The organism is Photobacterium jeanii (assembly GCF_001650345.1).
GTDB classification, from domain to species: domain Bacteria; phylum Pseudomonadota; class Gammaproteobacteria; order Enterobacterales; family Vibrionaceae; genus Photobacterium; species Photobacterium jeanii.
Genome location: NZ_LVHF01000012.1, coordinates 1,128,958 through 1,149,419, shown reverse-complemented (window position 1 = coordinate 1,149,419; position 20,462 = coordinate 1,128,958). Strand labels below are relative to the sequence as shown.

Genomic DNA, 20,462 nt, shown 5'->3' with positions numbered 1-20,462 from the left:
TTCTTTTTATTTGTGTTCGATAATCCGTTTAAACGGCGGTAATGAATCTAATAATGCTTTGCCATATCGTCGTGAAATCACGCGTCGGTCGAGCAGCACCACTCTACCAGAGTCTTCTTCTTTACGCAGCAAGCGACCAGCAGATTGAATTAGTTTTTTGCTGGCTTCTGGCACAGAAATCTGCAGGAATGGGTTGCCTCCTCGACTTTCAATGTATTCAGCGTGGGCTTCTTCCACTGGGGAGGTTGGTACCGCAAATGGAATTTTGGTAATAATCAGGTTTTTAAGTAAATCACCAGGTAAATCAAGGCCTTCAGAGAAGCTGCCAGTACCAAATAAAATGCTAGGTACCTTGTTTTCACAGTTCTCTTTATGTTTTTTTAGAAGTACAGTGCGTGATTCTTCCCCTTGAACCAAGAGTTGCCACTTATTTTTCTTGGCTGTGGCTTGCAGACTCTCGGCGACTTTGTTCATTTGCCAATAGGATGAGAACAGCACTAGGCTGGCAGTTTCGCCTTCGAGGTACTCTGGCAGCACCTTGATCAGCAAGTCAGTGAACTTATCGGCTTGCGGTTCAAGCGGGAGTGCTGGGATCACTAACCGAGCGTTGTTTTGGTAATCAAACGGTGAGGCGAGTGCCAGAAAGCGCACGCCATCGGATTCCGAGATCCCTGCCTGACGACAAAAATAAGTAAATTGGTTGAGGGCGCGTAGCGTTGCTGACACCAAAATTGACCCTGCAGCACGGCTCCACAGTAATTGGTCAAGGCGATAGCCAACTTCTAATGGCGAAACCTCAATGATGTAGTCACCATCACGGTCTGGACTTTTTTCAATCCAACGAGCCAATGGCGCGCCTTTTTTGTTATTTGGCTGTGCCATTAATGCCCAAACTTTTTCTAAGTTCTCAAGGCGCTGTAAGTAAAAGCCGGCTTCAGAGAGTGCGGGCTCACCTAAACGGGCGCTAATTTCGTTGTCTTTTAGCCGTTCTGAGATCAAATCGTGTAGTTTACCCAGCGCCTGTAATGCTTTTTTACTGGCTTCTTTGCATCCTTTTGCTTCTTCTTCAAGCCATTGAGGGAGCTCGCCGTGCTCAAAGCGGTAGATCCCATCGTCACTAAAATGTGCTGGATCGATATTGGTTGCGATTTGGCGCAAGGTTGGGATCAGGTGCTGGATATTATCTTGCAGCGCACTTTGGAAACGTCCGGCTTTGGCGTAGTCAGCTAACTCAGCAAATTTGGCGGTTGATTGGTTGAGCTTTTCTAGCCAGTTTGCCGCCCCTTTAAGGCTGGCTGCTGCCGATGAAAAGTCACGAGCCACTTGTGGTAAGTGGTGTGCTTCGTCTATCACATAAATGGTTTGCTCAGGCTCAGGCAAGATAACGCCTCCCCCGAGCTCAATATCAGCCATCAGGAGGGCGTGGTTAGCAATAATGACGTCAGCTTTATCTAAATGTTCACGGGCTTTAGCAAATGGACACTGACGATGCTTGGGTAACCCAGCATGACAGCTGTGTTTATCTGCCACGATTTGTTGCCAAATTCGATCTGGGATTTGTTTTGGCCATGCATCACGGTCACCGTCCCACTTGCCTGATTCATAAGCCTTTTTCATGCGGGTCAAAAGTTCTAAATCAGACTTTTTAGGTTTTTCTTGCCATAACGCCATTTGATCATCGTTATCGCCAGCAACAGAGAGTTCCAATTTATGACTACAGCAGTAGCGTTGACGACCTTTGGCCAGAATAAAGCTGAATTCCTTTGGAAAGATACGGTTAAACAACGGCAAGTCTTTATTGATGAGCTGTTCTTGAAGAGCCACTGTTGCAGTGGAGATCAGAATTTTCTTGTTATTGAACAAGGCAAATGGAATTCCGCCTAGCAGATAGGAGAGGGATTTACCGATCCCTGTACCAGCTTCGGCAACCAGCATACGGTTTTTCTTGTGGTATTCCCCCGCTAAGGTCTTAGCGATCTCCGCCACTAAATAGTTTTGTGCTCGTCTAGGAATAAAGTTATCAAGTTGGTTTCCAAGGTTTTCGTAGCACTGTTTTATATCGCGTTTAATTTGGCTGTGTAACATATATGAAACGTATCTAATGGCGTGGGCAGCGATTATAACACGAACATCTGAGTGTGAGCGGAGACAAATATATTGATTAAAAAAGACCCGAAGTGAGATTTTGCTCACGAAAATAAATTGAACTCAACAATGCCCCTCATCTGATCTGTCGATAAATCACTAACTTAACTAAAAAAGCACTGTTTTATAATATTTTATATAGCTGTGGGTGGTAATTTCTGTTGGTTTGTAGTTTTTAGTGTTGTTTTTTTGCTTGTTTAAAAAATGAATGATTGCTGCTTTTATCACTTTTTTGTTGCTGGTGATGTTTTTTTATTTTTATAAGCTGTTGTTTTTTATTGGTTTGATGTTTTTTGATTGTTTTTTTGAACTATTTGACACTTGGATAAATGTTCTGTCAGGATACATTCCGCAAATTGATTGATTCAGGTGATTATTCTGTTGTTTAGCAATAAGTAATGGCCTGAGCAAAATATAAGAAAAGGAATTCTGGAAACAGGAATTCCAGTCCAAATAAGAAAAGGCAGTGGATCTCATGAAAAAGACTCTATTAGCACTAACAGTGCCAGCACTACTAGTAGCAGGTTCTGCATCTGCAAGCGTATCTCTTTACGACCAAGACGGTACTCAAGTAACTATGTCTGGTGCAGCGGAAGTTCAATACTACCGTTCAGCTCCAAACGACATCGCTGATCAAGATGCAACTCTACGCATCGACGACGGTGACCTAGCGCTACGCGTTCAACACGAAGTTAACGCTAACCTATACGCTCTAGGCGCTATCGAACTAGCTATCGGTGAGAAAACTAAGAACAGCGGTTCTGACGCTTCTGGTACTGGCGACGTAACTAACGACGGTCTATACGTTGGTCTAGGTGGTAACTTCGGTGAAATCACTTTCGGTCGTCAACTAGCAATCATCGATGACGCTGGTGTTGGTGTTGACATCGAGCTTAAAGACACTGCTGGTGTTAGCTACGAAGATACTGACATGGATCAGTACATCAAATACCGCTTCAACGGCGAGCAATTCTGGGCTGGCGTTGGTTACAACATCGCTCAAAAAACTAACGGTAAGAAAAACGACGAGCTTCTAGAAGTTGCAGCTGGTGTACCGTTTGGTGATTTCGAAGTTCGTGGTTACTACGGCGACTACAAAAATGAGCAAAAAGCTGCTGAGCAAAAAGCTTGGGATCTAGAGTTCGTATACGCGAAAGGCCCTATCTACGTTGGTGCTCTATACGGTCAATCTGACAAAGGCAACAACAACGACGTTCAAACTTGGGAACTTGCTGGTTCTTACACACTTGATAAGAACACATTCGGTCTAGGTTACGCACAAAACACTGGCGACACAGATGCACAGAAAGCTGTAAACATCTACGCTAACGTTGCGCACCAACTAACTGCTAACACTCGTGCATACGTTGAAATCAGCCACGAAGACGTTAAAGCTGCAGACAAAAAAGGTCTAGGCTACGTAGTTGGTATGGAAGTTAAATTCTAATTCTGCTTTTTAGCGAGTTAGGAATACTTTCCCCCTGAATTTAATAAAAGCCGCCTTCGGGCGGCTTTATTTGTTTCTACAGCGCGTAAATTGGCATAACTAAAGACCAATTAAAATAAGTATCTGATCATTGTTGTCTCTGTTGGTGTTATTAACCTAGAGTCTAAGCAGTCATTTATTTTCATTGGTATTGATTTTTAGGCTGATATGAGTTCGTGCACTTATATCGTTGTTTAAATTATTATAATGCTCTCAAGCCCGGCATCGGTAATGCCATCAATGATGAAATTAAATGTCGGCTCGTTATTGTTGAAGGAGTAATAAGAAATGAATAAGGCAGTTATTGGACTTGCAATGAGCATGCTGTTTGCGGCATCGGCTCAAGCCAATACACTTGAAACTGAGTTTGGTTTGTCGGTAATGGCGATTAATGGCTCAGCAGTCGATCGCGATAGTGCGGTAGCAGATAACACTTATAATATTGCCGAGGGTAAAAACCAAGTGGTAATTCGAGGTGAAAAAATGCTGCGTCGTGGTACTAAAACCGAGCTTTTCACGACTAAGCCTTTTGTTATCACTTTTGATAGTGAACAAGACGTAAAAATTGAATTTCCCAAAGTTGCTAATAATTACCGTTCTGCAGAAACTGAGTTTCGTGGTGATGCTCCAGCATGGCAGGTAACGGCTAATGGGTCTGCTATCAGTTATCAGTCTGATTTGCTTCCTGGAGACGGTGGCTTTATTCCTTACTCAGATATTGAAGAGTTGGTTGCGAAATACAATCAGCAGCACGGTATTGCACTAGAGCAAGGTAAACCGACCAACATGACAGCGGCTGCGGTGACTGTTACCGAAACAGGTAAGGTAGAAATTACGGGCGATTCATTGTCTCAGCTAAAACTTTGGTACACCAAAGCATCGGCTAAAGAGAAGAAAGCGTTCAAGATTTGGATGGCTGAGCAAGACTTTCAGTAATTAGTTGCTGATTGCTTATTCCACTGCGGTATGAAAAGGGAGAAATCACACGGATAGAAAATGACTATTCGTTGTGACTTCTCTTTTTTATTTGTTGATCAAGTTTGATCTTGGCGATCAACAACAGGTTAGTTGTGATCGTGGTGGTAGCGGCTATGTGCGCGGCAACTGCGGCAGCGAGCTTGAGTTGGATCAGTGAGAAGATCTTCCGGTTCGATGGCTTCTTCGCAATCAGCACATAACCCATACATACCCATTTTCAGGGTACATACCGCAGCATCGACTTTTTCTAGTTTCGTAGCAAGTTCACACAACGACGGTTCGTGTGTTGATTTCGCCATCGACAGCAACTCATTCATTTCTGGGTTTTCAGTGTGTTCATGCCAACACTCATTAGCCGCGATTGCTTGTTTTAGCGAGGTGAGCAGTGCCTGTTGCTGATGCTCTAAGTCTTGTTGTAACTGGTGTTGCGTTCTCTCTGAACTAGCCATAATTCTTTATCTTTTTCATTTATCGTATTTTCATACTAAATCGAAAAAAATTCGTTTTCCTGATATGAATCAAATCATTACCATTCAGCACTATTGCTATGCCCTATAACCTTACTTTCATTCGGTTTTTGTATACCGCATCTTCTTATATAGTGCGTGGTGAAAGAGTTAAAACAAACCCTCAAGGAATAATATAAATATTAAATATTATCAAAGAGATAGTAATTAATGCTCATAAAAGGGTTTGAAGGAAAGTCAGTCAATATAGTGAGAAAAGGAAAGATAATGGAACATGGATTTAAAGACCCGTACAACCCACTTTATTTTTTAGGTTTGTTGGTAGCGTTATTACTACCAACCCTGCCTGCAAGCTTAACGCTACTGAGTATGTTCGGATAAGTGACGCTTAACGTCCAAGCTCATATCCCCCTGTGAGTGTTAAGCAAGGCTTTGGGCTTATTGTCTGGGGTTGGTCATCTTGCTATTAAGAACAGAGCACAGTAAAAGAAAGCCGCTTGATGAATCACGTGACGACGGTGATTTATTTGGCGGCTTTGTTATTTTTACTTTCAAGGCCATTTAAGGCTATTTAAGGCTATTTAAGGTATAGGCATGGCTGAGTTCGGTTGTTTCATTGGTGACTTTACCTTTGTTTATACTGTCAGTAGGGTAGGGATATGGCTGTGAAGTGGTAAGACGAGATAATGATTAAACGCTTTTTTTTACTGGCTATAGGTTGGTTTTGTGTTGTTTTAGGTGTGATTGGGATTTTCTTACCCTTACTGCCAACAACTCCTTTTCTGCTGTTAGCCAGTGCTTGTTTTATGCGCGGTTCTCCCAAGTTAAGTCGTTGGCTTCATCAACATCCGACCTTTGGCCCGATATTGCAAAATTGGCACCAGCACGGTGCGGTAACACGTAAAGTAAAGCGACGCGCGAATGTCATGATAGTGCTTAGTTTTGCATTATCTATTTATCTTGTGCCGCTGGGGTGGCATAAAATTATGCTGATTGTGATCGGGATAACTTTGTTGATTTGGTTTAATCGGTTGCCTGTCGTTGAGTCAGTTGCCCCACGTCGTGAAAATTACTAATATGGCGGGCTGATTGCGTCAGCTGCTTGGTTTGCAGTCGACGTATTGTTTGATAAAGCTCTGCACAGTAGCGGGGCATGGAATACAACTATGAATCAAGACAAGCTTGCTCTAATCAAAAACAGCATCAAATCAATCCAAGATTACCCTAAGCCAGGTATTTTATTTCGCGATGTGACTAGCCTTATGGAAGATCCGGCAGCGTACCGTGCGACGATGGAAGTGCTGATTGAAAAATACAAAGATCAAGGCATCACTAAGGTTATTGGTACTGAAGCTCGCGGTTTCCTATTTGGTGCGCCACTAGCATTAGAGTTAGGTGTTGGCTTTGTGCCTGTTCGTAAGCCAGGTAAATTGCCGCGTGAAGTCATTGCTGAGAGCTACGAGCTTGAATACGGTAAAGATACGTTAGAAATCCACCTTGATGCGATCAACGAAGAAGACAAAGTGCTGCTAGTGGATGATTTGCTAGCGACTGGCGGTACGATTGAAGCGACCACTAACTTGGTTCGTCGTTTAGGCGGTAAAGTAGAAGATGCTGCTTTTGTTATTAACTTGCCAGATATTGGCGGTGAAGCACGCCTGAAAGGTCTTGGTCTAAACGTATTTAGCATTTGCGATTTTGATGGCCACTAATCACGCCGCATAATCTTGCTTCGTCCAATACTTTACTGCAAGAGATGGTGAAGTATTGGACGCTCAATAAAGAGCCCTCTCGCTCAGATCCCCTCCCTGTGCTAGCATTGAACTCTTGATTCAGTAAGGTTAATTAATTCATGAGTTATCAAGTTTTGGCGCGCAAATGGCGACCGCATCAGTTCGATGATGTGGTGGGGCAATCCCATGTCTTAACAGCGCTGGCTAACGCACTTGCCCATGATCGACTTCATCACGCATATCTTTTCAGTGGCACCCGAGGTGTGGGTAAAACCACTATCGCTCGTATTTTTGCCAAAGGGTTAAATTGTGAACAAGGGATCACGGCATCACCTTGTGGCCAATGTGACACTTGTCGTGAGATCGAAGAAGGTCGCTTCGTTGATTTATTAGAAATCGATGCGGCATCGCGCACGAAAGTTGAAGACACTCGTGAGTTACTCGATAACGTGCAATACAAACCTGCACGTGGGCGTTTCAAGGTTTACCTGATCGATGAAGTGCACATGCTATCTCGTCACAGCTTTAATGCCTTGCTTAAAACCTTGGAAGAGCCGCCAGAGTACGTGAAGTTCATTCTGGCAACGACAGATCCTCAAAAATTGCCAGTGACGATTTTATCTCGCTGTCTGCAATTTCATTTAAAGCACCTTGATGCAACTCAAATTCAAGATCAGCTCGCCAATGTACTGACCCATGAGCAAGTGGAGTTTGAACCTCGTGCTCTGAGCTTGTTAGCGCGCGCTGCTGATGGCTCAATGCGTGATGCACTTAGCCTAACTGACCAAGCGATAGCTTTGGGCAATGGCAATGTAGCTGCCGATCCTGTTGCTATGATGTTGGGTACCTTAGATACCGATCAAGCTTTGCACTTACTCGAAGCGGTTGCGCAAGGTGAAGCACAAATCGCCATGGCGAATGTTTCTGAGCTAGCTGGCATTGGTGTTGAGTGGGACAGTTTGCTCCGTGAGTTAGCCGCTCAACTTCACCGTGTGGCAATGTATCAAGCTTTACCAGCATCGTTAGATATGACCTTGCCGGACGCTGAGCGTATTGCGGCACTTAGCAAGGCAATGTCGCCACAAGATGTTCAGCTAAGCTATCAAATTGCGTTGCAAGGTCGCCAAGATATGGTGTTTGCCCCTGAAGGACGCACGGGTTTGGAAATGGTTCTGCTACGTATGCTGGCGTTCCGCCCTGTAGCAGGGCAAGGCATTACACCGCAGGTGATTACAGTGCCATCCAGTGAACCAGCTGCACCTCAGATGGCAGCGCCTCAATCTATGGCGCCGCAAGCACCTGTTCAGAGCATGGAGCGTGTTCAAGCGCTAAAGCAGCGTATGCAGCCACAGTCTCAACCTCAGCATGCGCCTGTTGAAGCGCAGCCGATGGTGAGTTCGCAATCAGCAGCTACGCCACAAACAACAGCGGCATCACCAGCACCCGCAGCGATGGCACCAAGCGCACCGGTACAGCCGCAAGGTTATTCTCCAGCGCCAGTAGCGACACCAGCGGCAGAGCCTGCTGCAGTCCCTGTTACTGAGTCACAGCCAGCTTCGGCACCAAGCCGTAGCGGTGTCTCAGGTTTATTGGCAGCACGTAATGGTCTGCGAAGCCATAAACAACGGGGTGAAGCGCCAGCCGCTCCTGCAGTAAAAAAGACTGAACCGACGCCAGCCAAGAAAGTCGCCAATAACGTTTTAGAGCGTATTGCCCAAAAGCACCCTAAAACAGCCAATGGTCATACAGCGATGCCAGCGTCGAGCGGTGGTTTGCCTCCGCATCTAGCCCAGTCACAGGCATCAAAAGAGCCTGAAGAGTACCAATGGAAAGCCACTCATGTGGTTGATGATAGCGAGGCGAAAGCCAAGCTGTCTCCAAAGATACTGAAGCAAGCATTAGAGCACGAAAAAACACCTGAGATGATAAAACAGCTTGTCAATGAGGCTGCAAATCAGGATAGTTGGTCAGACTTAGTGACTAAGCTTAATGTAGGGCGTTTGGTACAACAACTGGCGTTAAACTCGGCGTTTAAGCAAGAAGGGCAACAAGTCACGCTTTGTTTGCGTGCAGCGCAAGGGCACCTTGATAGCCCGAAAGCACGTGAACAATTACAGCAAGCGATCAGTGAGCATTTGGAGCAATCCATCGAGCTCACCATTGAATTAAGTGATGAAGGGCAAACGCCACTCGAATGGCGTGATGCGATTTATCAGCAAAAACTGGGGCAAGCAAAGCAAAGCTTAATGCAAGACCCGAATGTGAAATTCATTTGTCAGCGGTTTGCCGCTGCCTTGGATGAAGAAAGCATAAGACCAATTTGATCGTCGTTATACTAACGGCGGTAACGTGAATATCAACCAGACCAATAGAGAGAGAAAATATGTTTGGTAAAGGCGGTATGGGTAACATGATGAAGCAGGCGCAACAAATGCAAGAGCGCATGCAGAAGATGCAAGAAGAAATCGCAAACATGGAAGTTACCGGTGAGTCTGGTGCTGGCCTTGTTAAAGTGACTATCACTGGTAGCCACAGCGTTCGTCGTGTTGAGCTAGACGATAGCCTAATGGAAGACGACAAAGACATGCTGGAAGACCTAATTGCAGCAGCATTCAACGACGCAGCACGTCGTATCGAAGAAGCGCAAAAAGAAAAAATGGCAAGCGTAACTGGCGGTATGAACCTACCTGCTGGCTTCAAACTACCATTCTAATCAATGCGTACCAGTCAATTACTGGAACAACTAATGGAGGCTCTTCGTTGTCTGCCTGGGGTTGGCCCCAAGTCAGCACAGCGAATGGCCTTCAGTTTGTTACAGCGCAATCGGCAGGGTGGTTTACAGCTTGCTGATGCCTTAAGTCAGGCTATGACTGAAATTGGCCACTGCCAACAATGTCGAACATTTACTGAAGAAGAGGTTTGCGCGATTTGTGCTAACCCTCGTCGTCAGGAATCCGGACAGATCTGTGTGGTTGAAAGCCCTGCAGATATCGTGGCAGTCGAGTCGACAGGACAATTCTCTGGGCGCTATTTTGTGCTGATGGGACACTTATCGCCACTTGATGGCATTGGTCCATCTGACATTGGTCTTGATTTGCTAGAGTTTCGTTTGCAGAAAGAGCCAATCAGTGAGTTGATCTTAGCGACTAACCCGACAGTGGAAGGTGAAGCGACAGCGCATTACATCGCAGAGCTTTGTAGCGAATACGATGTACCTGCCAGCCGTATTGCTCACGGTGTTCCGGTTGGTGGTGAATTAGAGCTTGTAGACGGCACCACGCTATCTCACTCGATAGCCGGGCGTCAGAAGCTGTATTAATCAGCTTACTATGAGCCAATAAAAAACCGCACTTTTAAGTGCGGTTTTTTTGTCTCTGCAACTCGGCTATTAGAGCGAGTAGTAGATGGTCGAACCGTAAGTGAGGCTAGTAAGTAACAAGCTCTTTTCGTTCAACACATCGATGCGGCGACTTTGACGAGCATCCATACGGAAGATCTTACGGATCGCTGTTAACTGCTTCTTCTGGAAGTCTTTATTGCTACCTGAGGTGATGTCTTTGAACTCCCCCGGCTCTGTTAGCAAGTAACCACCACTGATGTTCCAAGTCCCTGACTCAGAGATGTGCAGAGTCAGAGGCTCTTGGTCATCACTGAATAACTTCATCAAGGTAATGCGCGAGTAATTACGGTTTGGCAAGTAAACCATATGACTGGTCTGCTCTACGCGGCGCAGTACGCCGAGATCATCATCCAGTAGCTTCTCTTCAATGCGGCTTACTGTATTAGATTGCCACTCACGTGACATGATCAGCTGCTCTTGCTTGTAGTCACTGGAGTAATATAACCAGCAGCTAAATACAGCAGAAAGCGCCAATACTAAGAAAGGCCAAAAACGGTTGATAAGGTTAGGTAGAGATTGTTGATTTAGCGACATAGCTGCTCGTTATCCTCTTGGCTTGATAACAAACGTAACGTAACGTTTTCACCTGGCTCTGTAGGGCTATGGACATAGTTAATCCATAGTTGGTTTTGTTGACCGCCGGTTGCGATCACTTCAATAGGCAGTTTTTTACCTTGGTGATAAGCGACATAACTTTTCACACAAGTGCGGATCACGGGTTCCCAATTCGACAGGATAGGGTGGTTACTTGGCATTAAGACTTGAATACCATCAACATCGATGAATTTTTCAAATGCCGCCGATTTAGGTGGGTAACTGGTGTTAACCATTAACGGTAAAACCAGTGCTAAGACTAAGGCAACCCAACTCCACATATTGGTTTTAGATTTTTTTGCGACCAGAGCGGTTGCTGTGTGGGGCTGTGAATGTGCTTCAGCTTTTTTGTCAGAAATTTGTTTTTCACTTGACTCTTTGTTTGATGTGGAGCCAGGGAACTTACTGATCAAATCTTCGGCTAAGGTTTTTTCAGGTTTTTCGGGTGCAGGTTGGTGCTCCGTAACTGCAGCAATCATCTGATAACCACGTTTCGGCACCGTTTTAATAAACTCAGGTGATTTTGTTGAGTCTTTTAGTGCTTTACGAAGTGTTGAGATCGCTTGGGTTAAGCTCGAATCATCCACCTCAAAACCTTGCTCTCGCCAAACAAAATCATGAAGTTGGGTGCGCGTAATGATAGCACCAGGTGTTTCAATCAAAAGGCTTAAGGCACGGCTTTCATTACTACCTAAACGCGTCAGCTCATCGTTTTCTTGTTGGTCGATAAGGCTATTATCGTATGGGTCGAAGAGGAAGCGTTTGCCAATTAAGAACTTAGTTGAGGTGTTATGCATTTTTAGCCCCAAATGTATGGTTTAGGCGTCTATATATCATAAGTCCCTGAATATAGGTTGAATGTAAAAAAAGGAAAAATGACGGTAATGGAATTCTAAAATGAATAAAAAAGGCTATTTTAGGTTGAAAAGCCACAGTTTGACCATATCTATTTATTAACTTAATTCAGAGTTTTTGTAGTCAGATTCAAATCTTCGCACTAAGCGTATGAATCTTAGACATATTACGTAGAACTATTTTTGTTTTGGAGTTTCGATGAGCGAACAACATACCTCTACAAACAAGGAAACCCGTGGTTTTCAGTCAGAAGTAAAACAGCTACTTCACCTGATGATTCACTCTCTGTATTCAAATAAAGAGATTTTTTTACGTGAATTGATCTCGAATGCGTCGGATGCGTCAGACAAATTGCGTTTCCGTGCATTGTCACAACCTGATCTGTACGAGAACGAATCAGACTTGGGCGTGAAGTTATCATTCAACGAGGAAGCGGGTACGTTAACCATTAGCGATAATGGTATTGGTATGAGCCGTGAAGATGTGATCGAACACTTAGGTACGATTGCAAAATCAGGTACCAAAGAGTTTTTCAGCAACCTAAATGATGAAGAAAGCAAAGACTCGCAACTGATCGGTCAGTTCGGTGTGGGCTTCTATTCCGCATTCATCGTCGCTGATTCCGTAACGGTAAACACTCGTGCGGCGGGTGCACCTGCCGAGCAAGGCGTGAGCTGGCACTCGACTGGTGAAGGTGATTACAGTGTGGCTGATATCACTAAGACGGGTCGTGGTACTGATATCATTCTTCACCTACGTGAAGAAGAGAAAGAGTTTTTAAGTGAGTACCGCCTGCGTGACGTGATTGGTAAATATTCTGATCACATCGGTATTCCTGTTTATTTGCAAACGCCAGAAATGGATGAAGAAGGCAAAGAGACAGGCAACAAGAAGTGGGAGCAAATCAACAAAGCACAAGCTTTGTGGACGCGTAACAAGTCTGAGATCTCTGAAGAAGAATACAAAGAGTTCTACAAACATGTATCGCACGATTATGCTGAGCCATTAAATTGGAGCCATAACCGCGTTGAAGGTAAGCAAGACTACACTAGCTTGCTATATGTACCGTCGAAAGCGCCATTCGATCTTTACAACCGCGACAGCAAGCACGGCTTGAAACTATACGTACAGCGCGTATTCATCATGGATGACGCTGAGCAGTTCATGCCGAGCTACCTACGTTTTATGCGCGGCTTGATTGATTCAAACGATCTGCCATTGAACGTATCGCGTGAAATCCTGCAAGACAACAAGGTAACGCAAGCACTACGCAAAGCCTGTACTAAGCGTTCACTGACGATGCTTGAGCGTATGGCGAAAAACGATGCAGAGAAATTCCAAACGTTCTGGAATGAATTCGGTCAGGTACTAAAAGAAGGTCCGGCTGAAGATTTTGCTAACCGTGACAAGATCGCTAACCTACTGCGCTTTAGCTCAACCCATAACGACACCGCAGAGCAAGTTGTGTCGCTAGCTGACTATGTTGAGCGCATGAAAGAAGATCAAGAGAAGATCTACTTCATCACAGCAGACAGTTTTAAAGCCGCGCAAAATAGTCCTCACTTAGAGCAATTCCGTGCCAAAGGTATTGAAGTGCTACTTATGCACGACCGTATTGATGAGTGGCTAATGAATTACCTTCCTGAGTTTGACGGTAAGCAGTTCCAGTCGATCACTAAGTCGGGCCTTGATTTGTCTAAATTCGAAAACGAAGAAGACAAAGAAAAGCAAAAAGAGACGGAAGAAGCCTTCAAATCTGTGGTTGAGCGTACGCAAGGTTACCTTGGTGAGCGCGTGAAGGAAGTACGTACTACCTTCAAGCTACATGATACTCCAGCTGTTGTGGTTACCGATGATAACGAGATGGGTACTCAAATGGCGAAACTGATGGCTGCAGTTGGTCAGGAAATGCCTGAAGTACAATACATCTTTGAAATCAATCCGGATCACGCGATTGTTAAACAAATGGCAGACGAAGCGGACGAAGAAATCTTCGGTCGTTGGGTTGAAATGCTATTTGGTCAGGCGATGTTGGCTGAGCGTGGCTCGATGGACGATCCATCTCAGTTCTTAACGGCTGTTAATCAACTTCTTGCCAAGTAATTGAGCTCGACTCTGACTAAGGTCTAATAGGCTTAGGTCTGGCGTCGATATAACCTCAAAGAAAGCAGGGAATCCAAGCCCAGTCACAGTACTGGGCTTGCGACTGACGCTTAATCAGTGTATTTTCACTTTTTTTGAGAAACACCAAACTTATTTAATTAAGGGGATCACGATGCGCATCATCCTTCTGGGCGCTCCAGGTGCAGGTAAAGGCACTCAGGCACAATTCATCATGGAGAAATTTGGTATTCCTCAAATCTCTACTGGTGACATGCTACGTGCAGCAATCAAAGCAGGTACTGAGCTAGGTAAACAAGCTAAAGCTGTTATTGATGCTGGTCAGCTAGTGTCTGACGACATCATTCTTGGTCTGGTTAAAGAGCGTATTGCCCAAGACGATTGTGCAAAAGGCTTCCTACTAGACGGTTTCCCACGCACGATTCCTCAAGCTGACGGCTTGAAAGAAAACGGCGTTGCAATCGACTACGTAATCGAGTTCGATGTTGCTGACGAAGTGATCGTTGAGCGTATGGCGGGTCGTCGTGCTCACCTACCTTCTGGTCGTACTTACCACGTTGTTTACAACCCACCTAAAGTGGAAGGTAAAGATGACGTAACTGGTGAAGACCTTGTTATCCGTGAAGACGACAAAGAAGAAACTGTTCTTGCGCGTCTAGGTGTTTACCACAAGCAAACTGCACCTCTTATCGAGTACTACGGTAAAGAAGCAGCAGCAGGTAACACTAAGTACCTTAAATTCGACGGTACTCAAGAAGTTGCAGCAGTAAGCGCAGAGCTAGAAAAAGCACTGTCTTAAGCGACGCTAAACAGCGATTAAAAACGGGCATACTTAGGTATGCCCGTTTTTTTTGGCTGTTATTTAAAAAGTTCTCGTGCTGAATGAACTTTTTAGTTATAGGGACGGTATAACCAAGCTGGTATAAAACTAACTACTTATCCAGATTGGTCTAGGTTAGTGATATTATTACCACATAAGCAACTTCAATTGGATTTAAGCGGCGGATACTAAAATGAATAACAAATACGGCGTATTACTGGTGAATCTAGGGACGCCAGACGAACCTACAGCTGCAGGGGTAAAGCGTTTCTTAGCTGAATTCTTGCATGATAAGCGAGTGGTCGATATGACGCGCTGGTTGTGGTGCCCAATTTTACACGGGGTGATTTTGCCGATCCGTTCCCCAAAAGTAGCGAAGTTATATCAATCTGTATGGATGGACGATGGCTCGCCACTAATGGTCTATTCACAGCGTCAGAAAGAGCAGTTAAAACAGCTGATTGATGTACCCGTTGAAATCGGTATGACTTATGGCTCGCCAAGCATTGCTTCGGGGCTAGAAACATTGAAACAGCAAGGCTGTGAACAAGTGCTGGTGCTGCCTTTATACCCGCAGTATTCCCAGACCACTACAGCTGCGGTGTTTGATAAATTAGCGAAGTCAGTTGCCGCAACGCCGAAGTTGCCAGAGTTGCGCTTTGTGAATCATTACTACGATCACCCTGATTACATCAGCGCCCTAGCGCAATCCGCGCAAACTTTTTGGGATCAACATGGTAAGCCAGATTATCTGTTGTGTTCGTACCACGGTATTCCAAAGCGTTATGCCGATAATGGTGATCCGTACCCTGAACATTGCGATCGCACCACAGCATTACTGGCCGACCAACTTGAGATGCCGCGTGAGCAAATGAGCATGAGTTATCAGTCGATTTTTGGTCGTGAAGAGTGGCTTAAACCTTACACTGACAAAACGATTGAAGCCTTGGCGAAGAAAGGGGTTAAGCGCTTAGATGTCATGTGCCCTGCGTTCTCGGTAGATTGCTTGGAGACATTGGAAGAAATTGCCGAAGAGTGCAAAGAAGTCTTTATTGAAGCTGGTGGCGAAACCTTCAATTTGATCCCATGCTTGAATGACAACGATGCTCATATCGCCATGATGGCGAGTTTGGTGCGTCAGCACAGCCAGGGGTGGGTTGAGTAAGCAGTGTTTGCACATTTAAGCTTGTAAGTTAATGAAAATAAAAGAGTAACCTTGGGTGCTCTTTTATTTTATGTAAGTAGTTGCTGATACTCGGTGCAATGACTGTCACTTCAACGTGCCATAAAGTCACTTTAACTCTCAAAAAAGCATTATCTGATTTCTTTTATGTTCACGATATTGTGATAGAATCCGCAAAAACCTCACTAAACAGATAGCTCATTCAGATGAAATTTCCAGGCCAACGTAAATCGAAGCATTACTTTCCTGTACATGCTCGTGATCCACTTCTGAGTCAAACCAAGCAAGAAAAACGTCTAACACGTACTCATGTTGTTGGTATCGACCAAACTCTGGTTGATATTGAAGCTTGTGTTGATGACGCGTTCCTAGAGCGCTATGAGCTAAGTAAAGGTCACTCTCTAGTGATCAGTGATGAAAAAGCCGAAGCGCTTTATAACGAATTAAAAAGCCAAGATCTGATCACTCACGAGTTTGCGGGTGGTACGATTGGTAATACATTACACAACTACTCAGTATTGGCTGATGATAAATCAGTACTGCTAGGTGTAATGAGTAAAGATATCGAAGTAGGTAGCTACGCATACCGTTACCTATGTAATACTTCAAGCCGTATGGATATGAACTTCCTACAGCCTGTTCAAGGTCCTATCGGTCGTTGTTTCGCGCTGATCTCTGCTGAAGGTGAACGTACGTTTGCTATCAACGAAGGTCACATGAACCAATTAAGCCCTGATAGCATTCCTGAGTCTGTGTTTGAAAGTGCCTCAGCGCTTGTGCTAACGGCTTACTTGGTGCGTTGTAAAGATGGCGACCCAATGCCAGCGGCAACAATGCGTGCAATTGAGTACGCTAAGAAACACGAAGTACCAGTAGTACTAACGCTGGGTACTAAGTTCGTGATCCAAGATGATCCACAATGGTGGCGTGACTTCCTACGCGATCACGTTACTGTGGTTGCGATGAACGAAGACGAAGGTGAAGCGCTAACGGGTGAAGCTGATCCGCTTGTTGCGGCAAATAAAACGCTGGAATGGGTTGATTTGGTACTGTGTACTGCGGGTCCTGTTGGTCTTTACACTGCGGGTTACACTGAAGACAGTGCTAAGCGTGAAACGAGCTTGCCACTACTTCCTGGTGACATTGCTGAGTTTAACCGCTACGAATTCAGCCGTCCGATGCTAAAAGATGAGTGTGAAAACCCAATCAAGGTGTACTCACACATCGCACCATACATGGGGGGGCCTGAGCGCATTAAGAACACCAATGGCGCGGGTGACGGTGCATTGTCTGCCTTGCTGCACGACATGTCAGCAAACCGTTACCACAAAGAAAATGTGCCTAACTCTAGTAAGCACCAACACAGCTTCCTAACTTACTCGTCGTTCTCGCAGATCTGTCTGTATTCAAACCGTGTAAGCTACGAAGTATTGGCGCAGCACTCGCCACGTTTATCTCGTGGACTACCTGAGCGTGAAGACAGCTTAGAAGAAGCTTACTGGGAACGTTAATCGCGTTTTCACAGCTTGCTAAAAATACAAAACCCAGCGTATCTGCTGGGTTTTTTTATGTCGGGATGTGGCTTAGCACCAAGACCTGAAATATTGAGCTTTGGCTAAATTACGGCACATTGTGACCGTTTGAGGCTACCCAAATACGGAACCACTGCTGGCGAGTCAGTGTGATGTCTGTACTTTTCACTGCTTGGCGAACACGGTCTATCTTACCGCTACCAATAATCGGTAGTGGATTGGACGGTAGTGCCAACACCCAAGCGTAAACCACTTGATCTATGCCTTCGGCACCGACTTCAGCGGCAATTTTCTCAAGTTCAGCACGTAGTCGTTTGGACTTTTCATCTTGACCATTGAACAAGCTACCACCGCCCAGGCACGACCATGCCATTGGCGCAATGCGATGTTGCTGCATTTGATCTAAGCTGCCGTCGTGTAGGGCTGCCATATTGACTGGCGAGATTTCTAATTGGTTGGTCGCTAGGGTGAAATCTAAGCGTGATTGCAATAAGTCGAATTGGCTGGTGGTGAAATTCGATACCCCAACATGTTTTACTTTACCGGCGTGCTTTAAGCGAGTGAACGCTTCAGCGATATCGTCCACCTTCATGAGTGGGTCAGGGCGGTGGATCAGTAATAAATCTAAGTGATCGGTATGCAGATTACGCAGAGACTGTTCCGCTTGGCTGATGATGTAATCTGTGGTGGTGTTGTAGTGTGGCAGGTGGATATCACCGCTTGGCGCACTCGGTAAGCGAATACCACACTTGCTAACGAGCTCGATTTGATCGCGTAAGCTTGGTTCTAGCTTTAATGCTTCACCAAAAGCCGTTTCACATTGGTAGTTGCCATAAATATCGGCATGGTCACAGGTGGTGATCCCAAGCTCAAGGTGTTGCTTAAGGAAAGTCAGACGCTGTTGCGGTGACATATCCCATTCCATCAGGCGCCAGTAGCCTGCAATAAATTGAGAAAACTCAGGGCCGTTTAATTCCGTTTTAATTCGCTTCATGTTGTGCTTTGTTGATTGCGGATGGAACACTGAGATTAGGCGATCTTGGTCACGCGATCTGTGGGCTGGTTAGCATAATGGCTCGCTAAGAATGAAATTTTTTGCAGGGTGAAAATAATCTAGGGCAGAGATGACGGGTTTGGCATTATTTCGCTTGCATAAAATAATGTTGAATTTTATGAGAGGAAATAACCCGCCACACGAGTCATGTCGATAATGGCGGGTTAAGTTAATTGCGGTTCTGACGGTTATTTTTTGTATGCTTCGTTGTGTACCGCAGCAACGGCACGGCCTGAAGGATCGGCGCTGTTCTTGAAGCTCTCATCCCACTCAATGGCTTTCGCACTTGAGCAAGCGATTGAAGGGCCGCCAGGAACACATTTAGCAGCACTTTCTAGTGGGAACAACTCTTCAAAAATTTCACGGTATACATACGCTTCTTTGGTCGTAGGCGTGTTGTACGGGAAGCGGAACTTCGCCGTTTCTAACTGTTGATCTGTGACTTTCTGCTCTGCAACATCACGTAGTGTATCAATCCAGCTGTAGCCTACACCGTCAGAGAACTGCTCTTTTTGACGCCATGCAACGGACTCAGGTAGGTAGTCTTCAAAGCACTCACGAACGATGTGTTTTTCCATTTTACCGTTGCCACACATCTTATCTTCAGGGTTGATACGCATCGCCACTTCCAAGAAATCTTTATCAAGGAAAGGTACACGTGCTTCAATCCCCCAAGCTGCCATTGATTTGTTAGCGCGTGCACAGTCGAACATGTTAAGCGCAAGTAGCTTACGTACGGTTTCTTCGTGGAACTCTTTAGCGTTTGGCGCTTTGTGGAAGTAGAGGTAGCCACCAAACACTTCATCAGCCCCTTCGCCAGACAGTACCATTTTGATCCCCATTGCACGGATTTTACGTGACATGAGGTACATAGGTGTAGAAGCGCGAATGGTGGTCACATCATAAGTTTCGATGTGGTAAATCACATCACGAATCGCATCTAAACCTTCTTGCACTGTGTAAGTTAATTCGTGGTGAACAGTGCCAATACTGTCGGCAACCACTTTAGCAGCTTTGAGATCAGGTGCGCCTTCAAGACCAATCGCAAATGAGTGCAGAGTAGGCCACCATGCTTGGGATTGTTCATCGTCTTCAATACGCTTAGCGGCAAACTTTTTGGTAATGGCTGAAATAACCGATGAATCAAGGCCACCAGAAAGTAGCACACCGTATGGTACGTCAGTCATTAGCTGGCGTTTTACCGCACCTTCTAAAGCTGCTTTCAATTCGGCTTTGTCGGTTTTGGCATCGGCAACGGCATCGTATTCCATCCAGTCACGTTTATAGTAACGCACTGGTTCACCTTGTTTACTCCATAGGAAGTGACCTGGAGGAAACTCGCTGATGGTTTTACACACTGGCACTAGGGCTTTCATTTCAGAGGCAACATAGTAGTTGCCGTGTTCGTCATGGCCATGGTAAAGCGGGATGATACCAATGTGGTCACGGCCAATCAGGTACGCGTCTTCAACTTCATCGTACAGGATGAAACCAAAGATACCGTTGAGGTAATCAAGTAGCTCTGGGCCTTTTTCTTTGTACAGCGCCAGAATGATTTCACAGTCTGATTCTGTTTGGAAAGGGTAGTCAGCGGCAAACTCAGCACGCAGCTCTTTGTGGTTGTAGATCTCACCGTTCACAGCTAGAGCGTGAGTTTTTTCTTGGTTGTAAAGTGGTTGCTCGCCACTGTTAAGGTCAACAATCGCTAGACGCTCATGAACCAAAATGGCTTTATCTGAAGAATAAATACCCGACCAATCTGGGCCGCGGTGACGCATTTTCTTCGACATTTCAAGTGCAGTTGCACGTAACGCAGCTGCGTCAGTTTTAATATCTAATACCCCAAAAACAGAACACATAATTGCCACTCCAACCTATAAACTATTGCAATTCTTAATAATTTCATCAGGACACCGCGGTGGGTGTTATGGGTTGGTATCAGATTTAACGGATACGTCACCTTTCCCTTACTTGATTTTTAAAATTGCGCATTCAGTAATAAATTGCAATGGAAAATCCCAATTCGATAAAAGAAAAAGACATAACGTAAATAATATTCGGTTAAATTGCTTTTAACTGAATATTTTCTATATT

At 45.0% G+C, this 20,462-nt stretch carries 17 protein-coding genes; 11 read left to right on the top strand and 6 right to left on the bottom strand.

Annotated elements, in window-relative coordinates; all coding sequences use genetic code 11:
- Positions 1 to 6: 6 nt before the first annotated feature.
- Positions 7 to 2,085 carry an ATP-dependent DNA helicase DinG gene (dinG, locus tag A3K86_RS06500; protein WP_068329385.1) on the bottom strand — a complete coding sequence of 693 codons (2,079 nt, stop codon included), beginning with the start codon at positions 2,083 to 2,085 and terminating at the stop codon, positions 7 to 9.
- A gap of 535 nt (positions 2,086 to 2,620) precedes the next feature.
- On the opposite strand from dinG, the gene A3K86_RS06495 reads away from it, so the two are divergent.
- Both A3K86_RS06495 and A3K86_RS06490 read left to right on the top strand, forming a co-directional pair.
- The gene (locus A3K86_RS06495; RefSeq protein ID WP_068329382.1) at positions 2,621 to 3,592 is read left to right on the top strand and encodes a porin; all 972 of its coding nucleotides are present in this window, start codon (positions 2,621 to 2,623) and stop codon (positions 3,590 to 3,592) included.
- Between the two features lie 327 nt (positions 3,593 to 3,919).
- The gene (locus A3K86_RS06490) at positions 3,920 to 4,567 is read left to right on the top strand and encodes a YccT family protein (RefSeq protein ID WP_068329379.1); all 648 of its coding nucleotides are present in this window, start codon (positions 3,920 to 3,922) and stop codon (positions 4,565 to 4,567) included.
- 128 nt (positions 4,568 to 4,695) lie between these two features.
- On the opposite strand, the gene A3K86_RS06485 is transcribed toward A3K86_RS06490, so the two are convergent.
- The gene (locus A3K86_RS06485) at positions 4,696 to 5,058 is read right to left on the bottom strand and encodes a TraR/DksA C4-type zinc finger protein (RefSeq protein WP_068329375.1); all 363 of its coding nucleotides are present in this window, start codon (positions 5,056 to 5,058) and stop codon (positions 4,696 to 4,698) included.
- 704 nt (positions 5,059 to 5,762) lie between these two features.
- On the opposite strand from A3K86_RS06485, the gene A3K86_RS06480 reads away from it, so the two are divergent.
- From A3K86_RS06480 to recR, 5 genes are all read left to right on the top strand, one after another.
- The gene (locus tag A3K86_RS06480) at positions 5,763 to 6,152 is read left to right on the top strand and encodes a YbaN family protein (protein ID WP_068329372.1); all 390 of its coding nucleotides are present in this window, start codon (positions 5,763 to 5,765) and stop codon (positions 6,150 to 6,152) included.
- A gap of 90 nt (positions 6,153 to 6,242) precedes the next feature.
- Positions 6,243 to 6,788: an adenine phosphoribosyltransferase gene (gene apt / locus A3K86_RS06475; protein ID WP_068329368.1), complete on the top strand. Its 546-nt coding sequence runs from the start codon at positions 6,243 to 6,245 to the stop codon at positions 6,786 to 6,788.
- Between the two features lie 140 nt (positions 6,789 to 6,928).
- Positions 6,929 to 9,133 (top strand): DNA polymerase III subunit gamma/tau, encoded by a 2,205-nt coding sequence (gene dnaX / locus A3K86_RS06470; RefSeq protein WP_068329366.1) that lies wholly within the window; start codon positions 6,929 to 6,931, stop codon positions 9,131 to 9,133.
- Between the two features lie 59 nt (positions 9,134 to 9,192).
- Positions 9,193 to 9,522, top strand: a complete 330-nt coding sequence (locus A3K86_RS06465) for a YbaB/EbfC family nucleoid-associated protein (RefSeq protein ID WP_068329356.1) — start codon at positions 9,193 to 9,195, stop codon at positions 9,520 to 9,522.
- Between the two features lie 3 nt (positions 9,523 to 9,525).
- Entirely contained in the window at positions 9,526 to 10,128 is a 603-nt protein-coding gene (gene recR / locus A3K86_RS06460; protein ID WP_048898682.1) for a recombination mediator RecR, read from the top strand.
- A gap of 69 nt (positions 10,129 to 10,197) precedes the next feature.
- On the opposite strand, the gene A3K86_RS06455 is transcribed toward recR, so the two are convergent.
- Positions 10,198 to 10,743, bottom strand: coding sequence for a regulatory protein ToxS (locus A3K86_RS06455; protein WP_068329354.1), 546 nt, complete (start codon positions 10,741 to 10,743; stop codon positions 10,198 to 10,200).
- Positions 10,734 to 11,600: a winged helix-turn-helix domain-containing protein gene (locus tag A3K86_RS06450; RefSeq protein WP_068329352.1), complete on the bottom strand. Its 867-nt coding sequence runs from the start codon at positions 11,598 to 11,600 to the stop codon at positions 10,734 to 10,736. The genes A3K86_RS06455 and A3K86_RS06450 overlap by 10 nt, the downstream gene beginning before the upstream one ends.
- 256 nt (positions 11,601 to 11,856) lie before the next feature.
- On the opposite strand from A3K86_RS06450, the gene htpG reads away from it, so the two are divergent.
- From htpG to A3K86_RS06430, 4 genes are all read left to right on the top strand, one after another.
- Positions 11,857 to 13,761: a molecular chaperone HtpG gene (gene htpG, locus A3K86_RS06445; RefSeq protein WP_068329340.1), complete on the top strand. Its 1,905-nt coding sequence runs from the start codon at positions 11,857 to 11,859 to the stop codon at positions 13,759 to 13,761.
- A 172-nt stretch (positions 13,762 to 13,933) separates the two neighbouring features.
- Positions 13,934 to 14,578: an adenylate kinase gene (gene adk, locus A3K86_RS06440; protein WP_068329339.1), complete on the top strand. Its 645-nt coding sequence runs from the start codon at positions 13,934 to 13,936 to the stop codon at positions 14,576 to 14,578.
- Between the two features lie 214 nt (positions 14,579 to 14,792).
- Positions 14,793 to 15,764, top strand: coding sequence for a ferrochelatase (gene hemH / locus A3K86_RS06435; protein ID WP_068329338.1), 972 nt, complete (start codon positions 14,793 to 14,795; stop codon positions 15,762 to 15,764).
- 224 nt (positions 15,765 to 15,988) lie between these two features.
- Positions 15,989 to 17,293, top strand: coding sequence for an inosine/guanosine kinase (locus A3K86_RS06430; RefSeq protein WP_068329333.1), 1,305 nt, complete (start codon positions 15,989 to 15,991; stop codon positions 17,291 to 17,293).
- A 109-nt stretch (positions 17,294 to 17,402) separates the two neighbouring features.
- On the opposite strand, the gene A3K86_RS06425 is transcribed toward A3K86_RS06430, so the two are convergent.
- A complete protein-coding gene (locus A3K86_RS06425; protein WP_068329331.1) occupies positions 17,403 to 18,308 on the bottom strand; it encodes an aldo/keto reductase in 906 nt (301 codons plus the stop codon).
- Positions 18,309 to 18,556: 248 nt separating this feature from the next.
- Entirely contained in the window at positions 18,557 to 20,227 is a 1,671-nt protein-coding gene (gene asnB / locus A3K86_RS06420; RefSeq protein WP_068329329.1) for an asparagine synthase B, read from the bottom strand.
- Positions 20,228 to 20,462 lie beyond the last annotated feature (235 nt).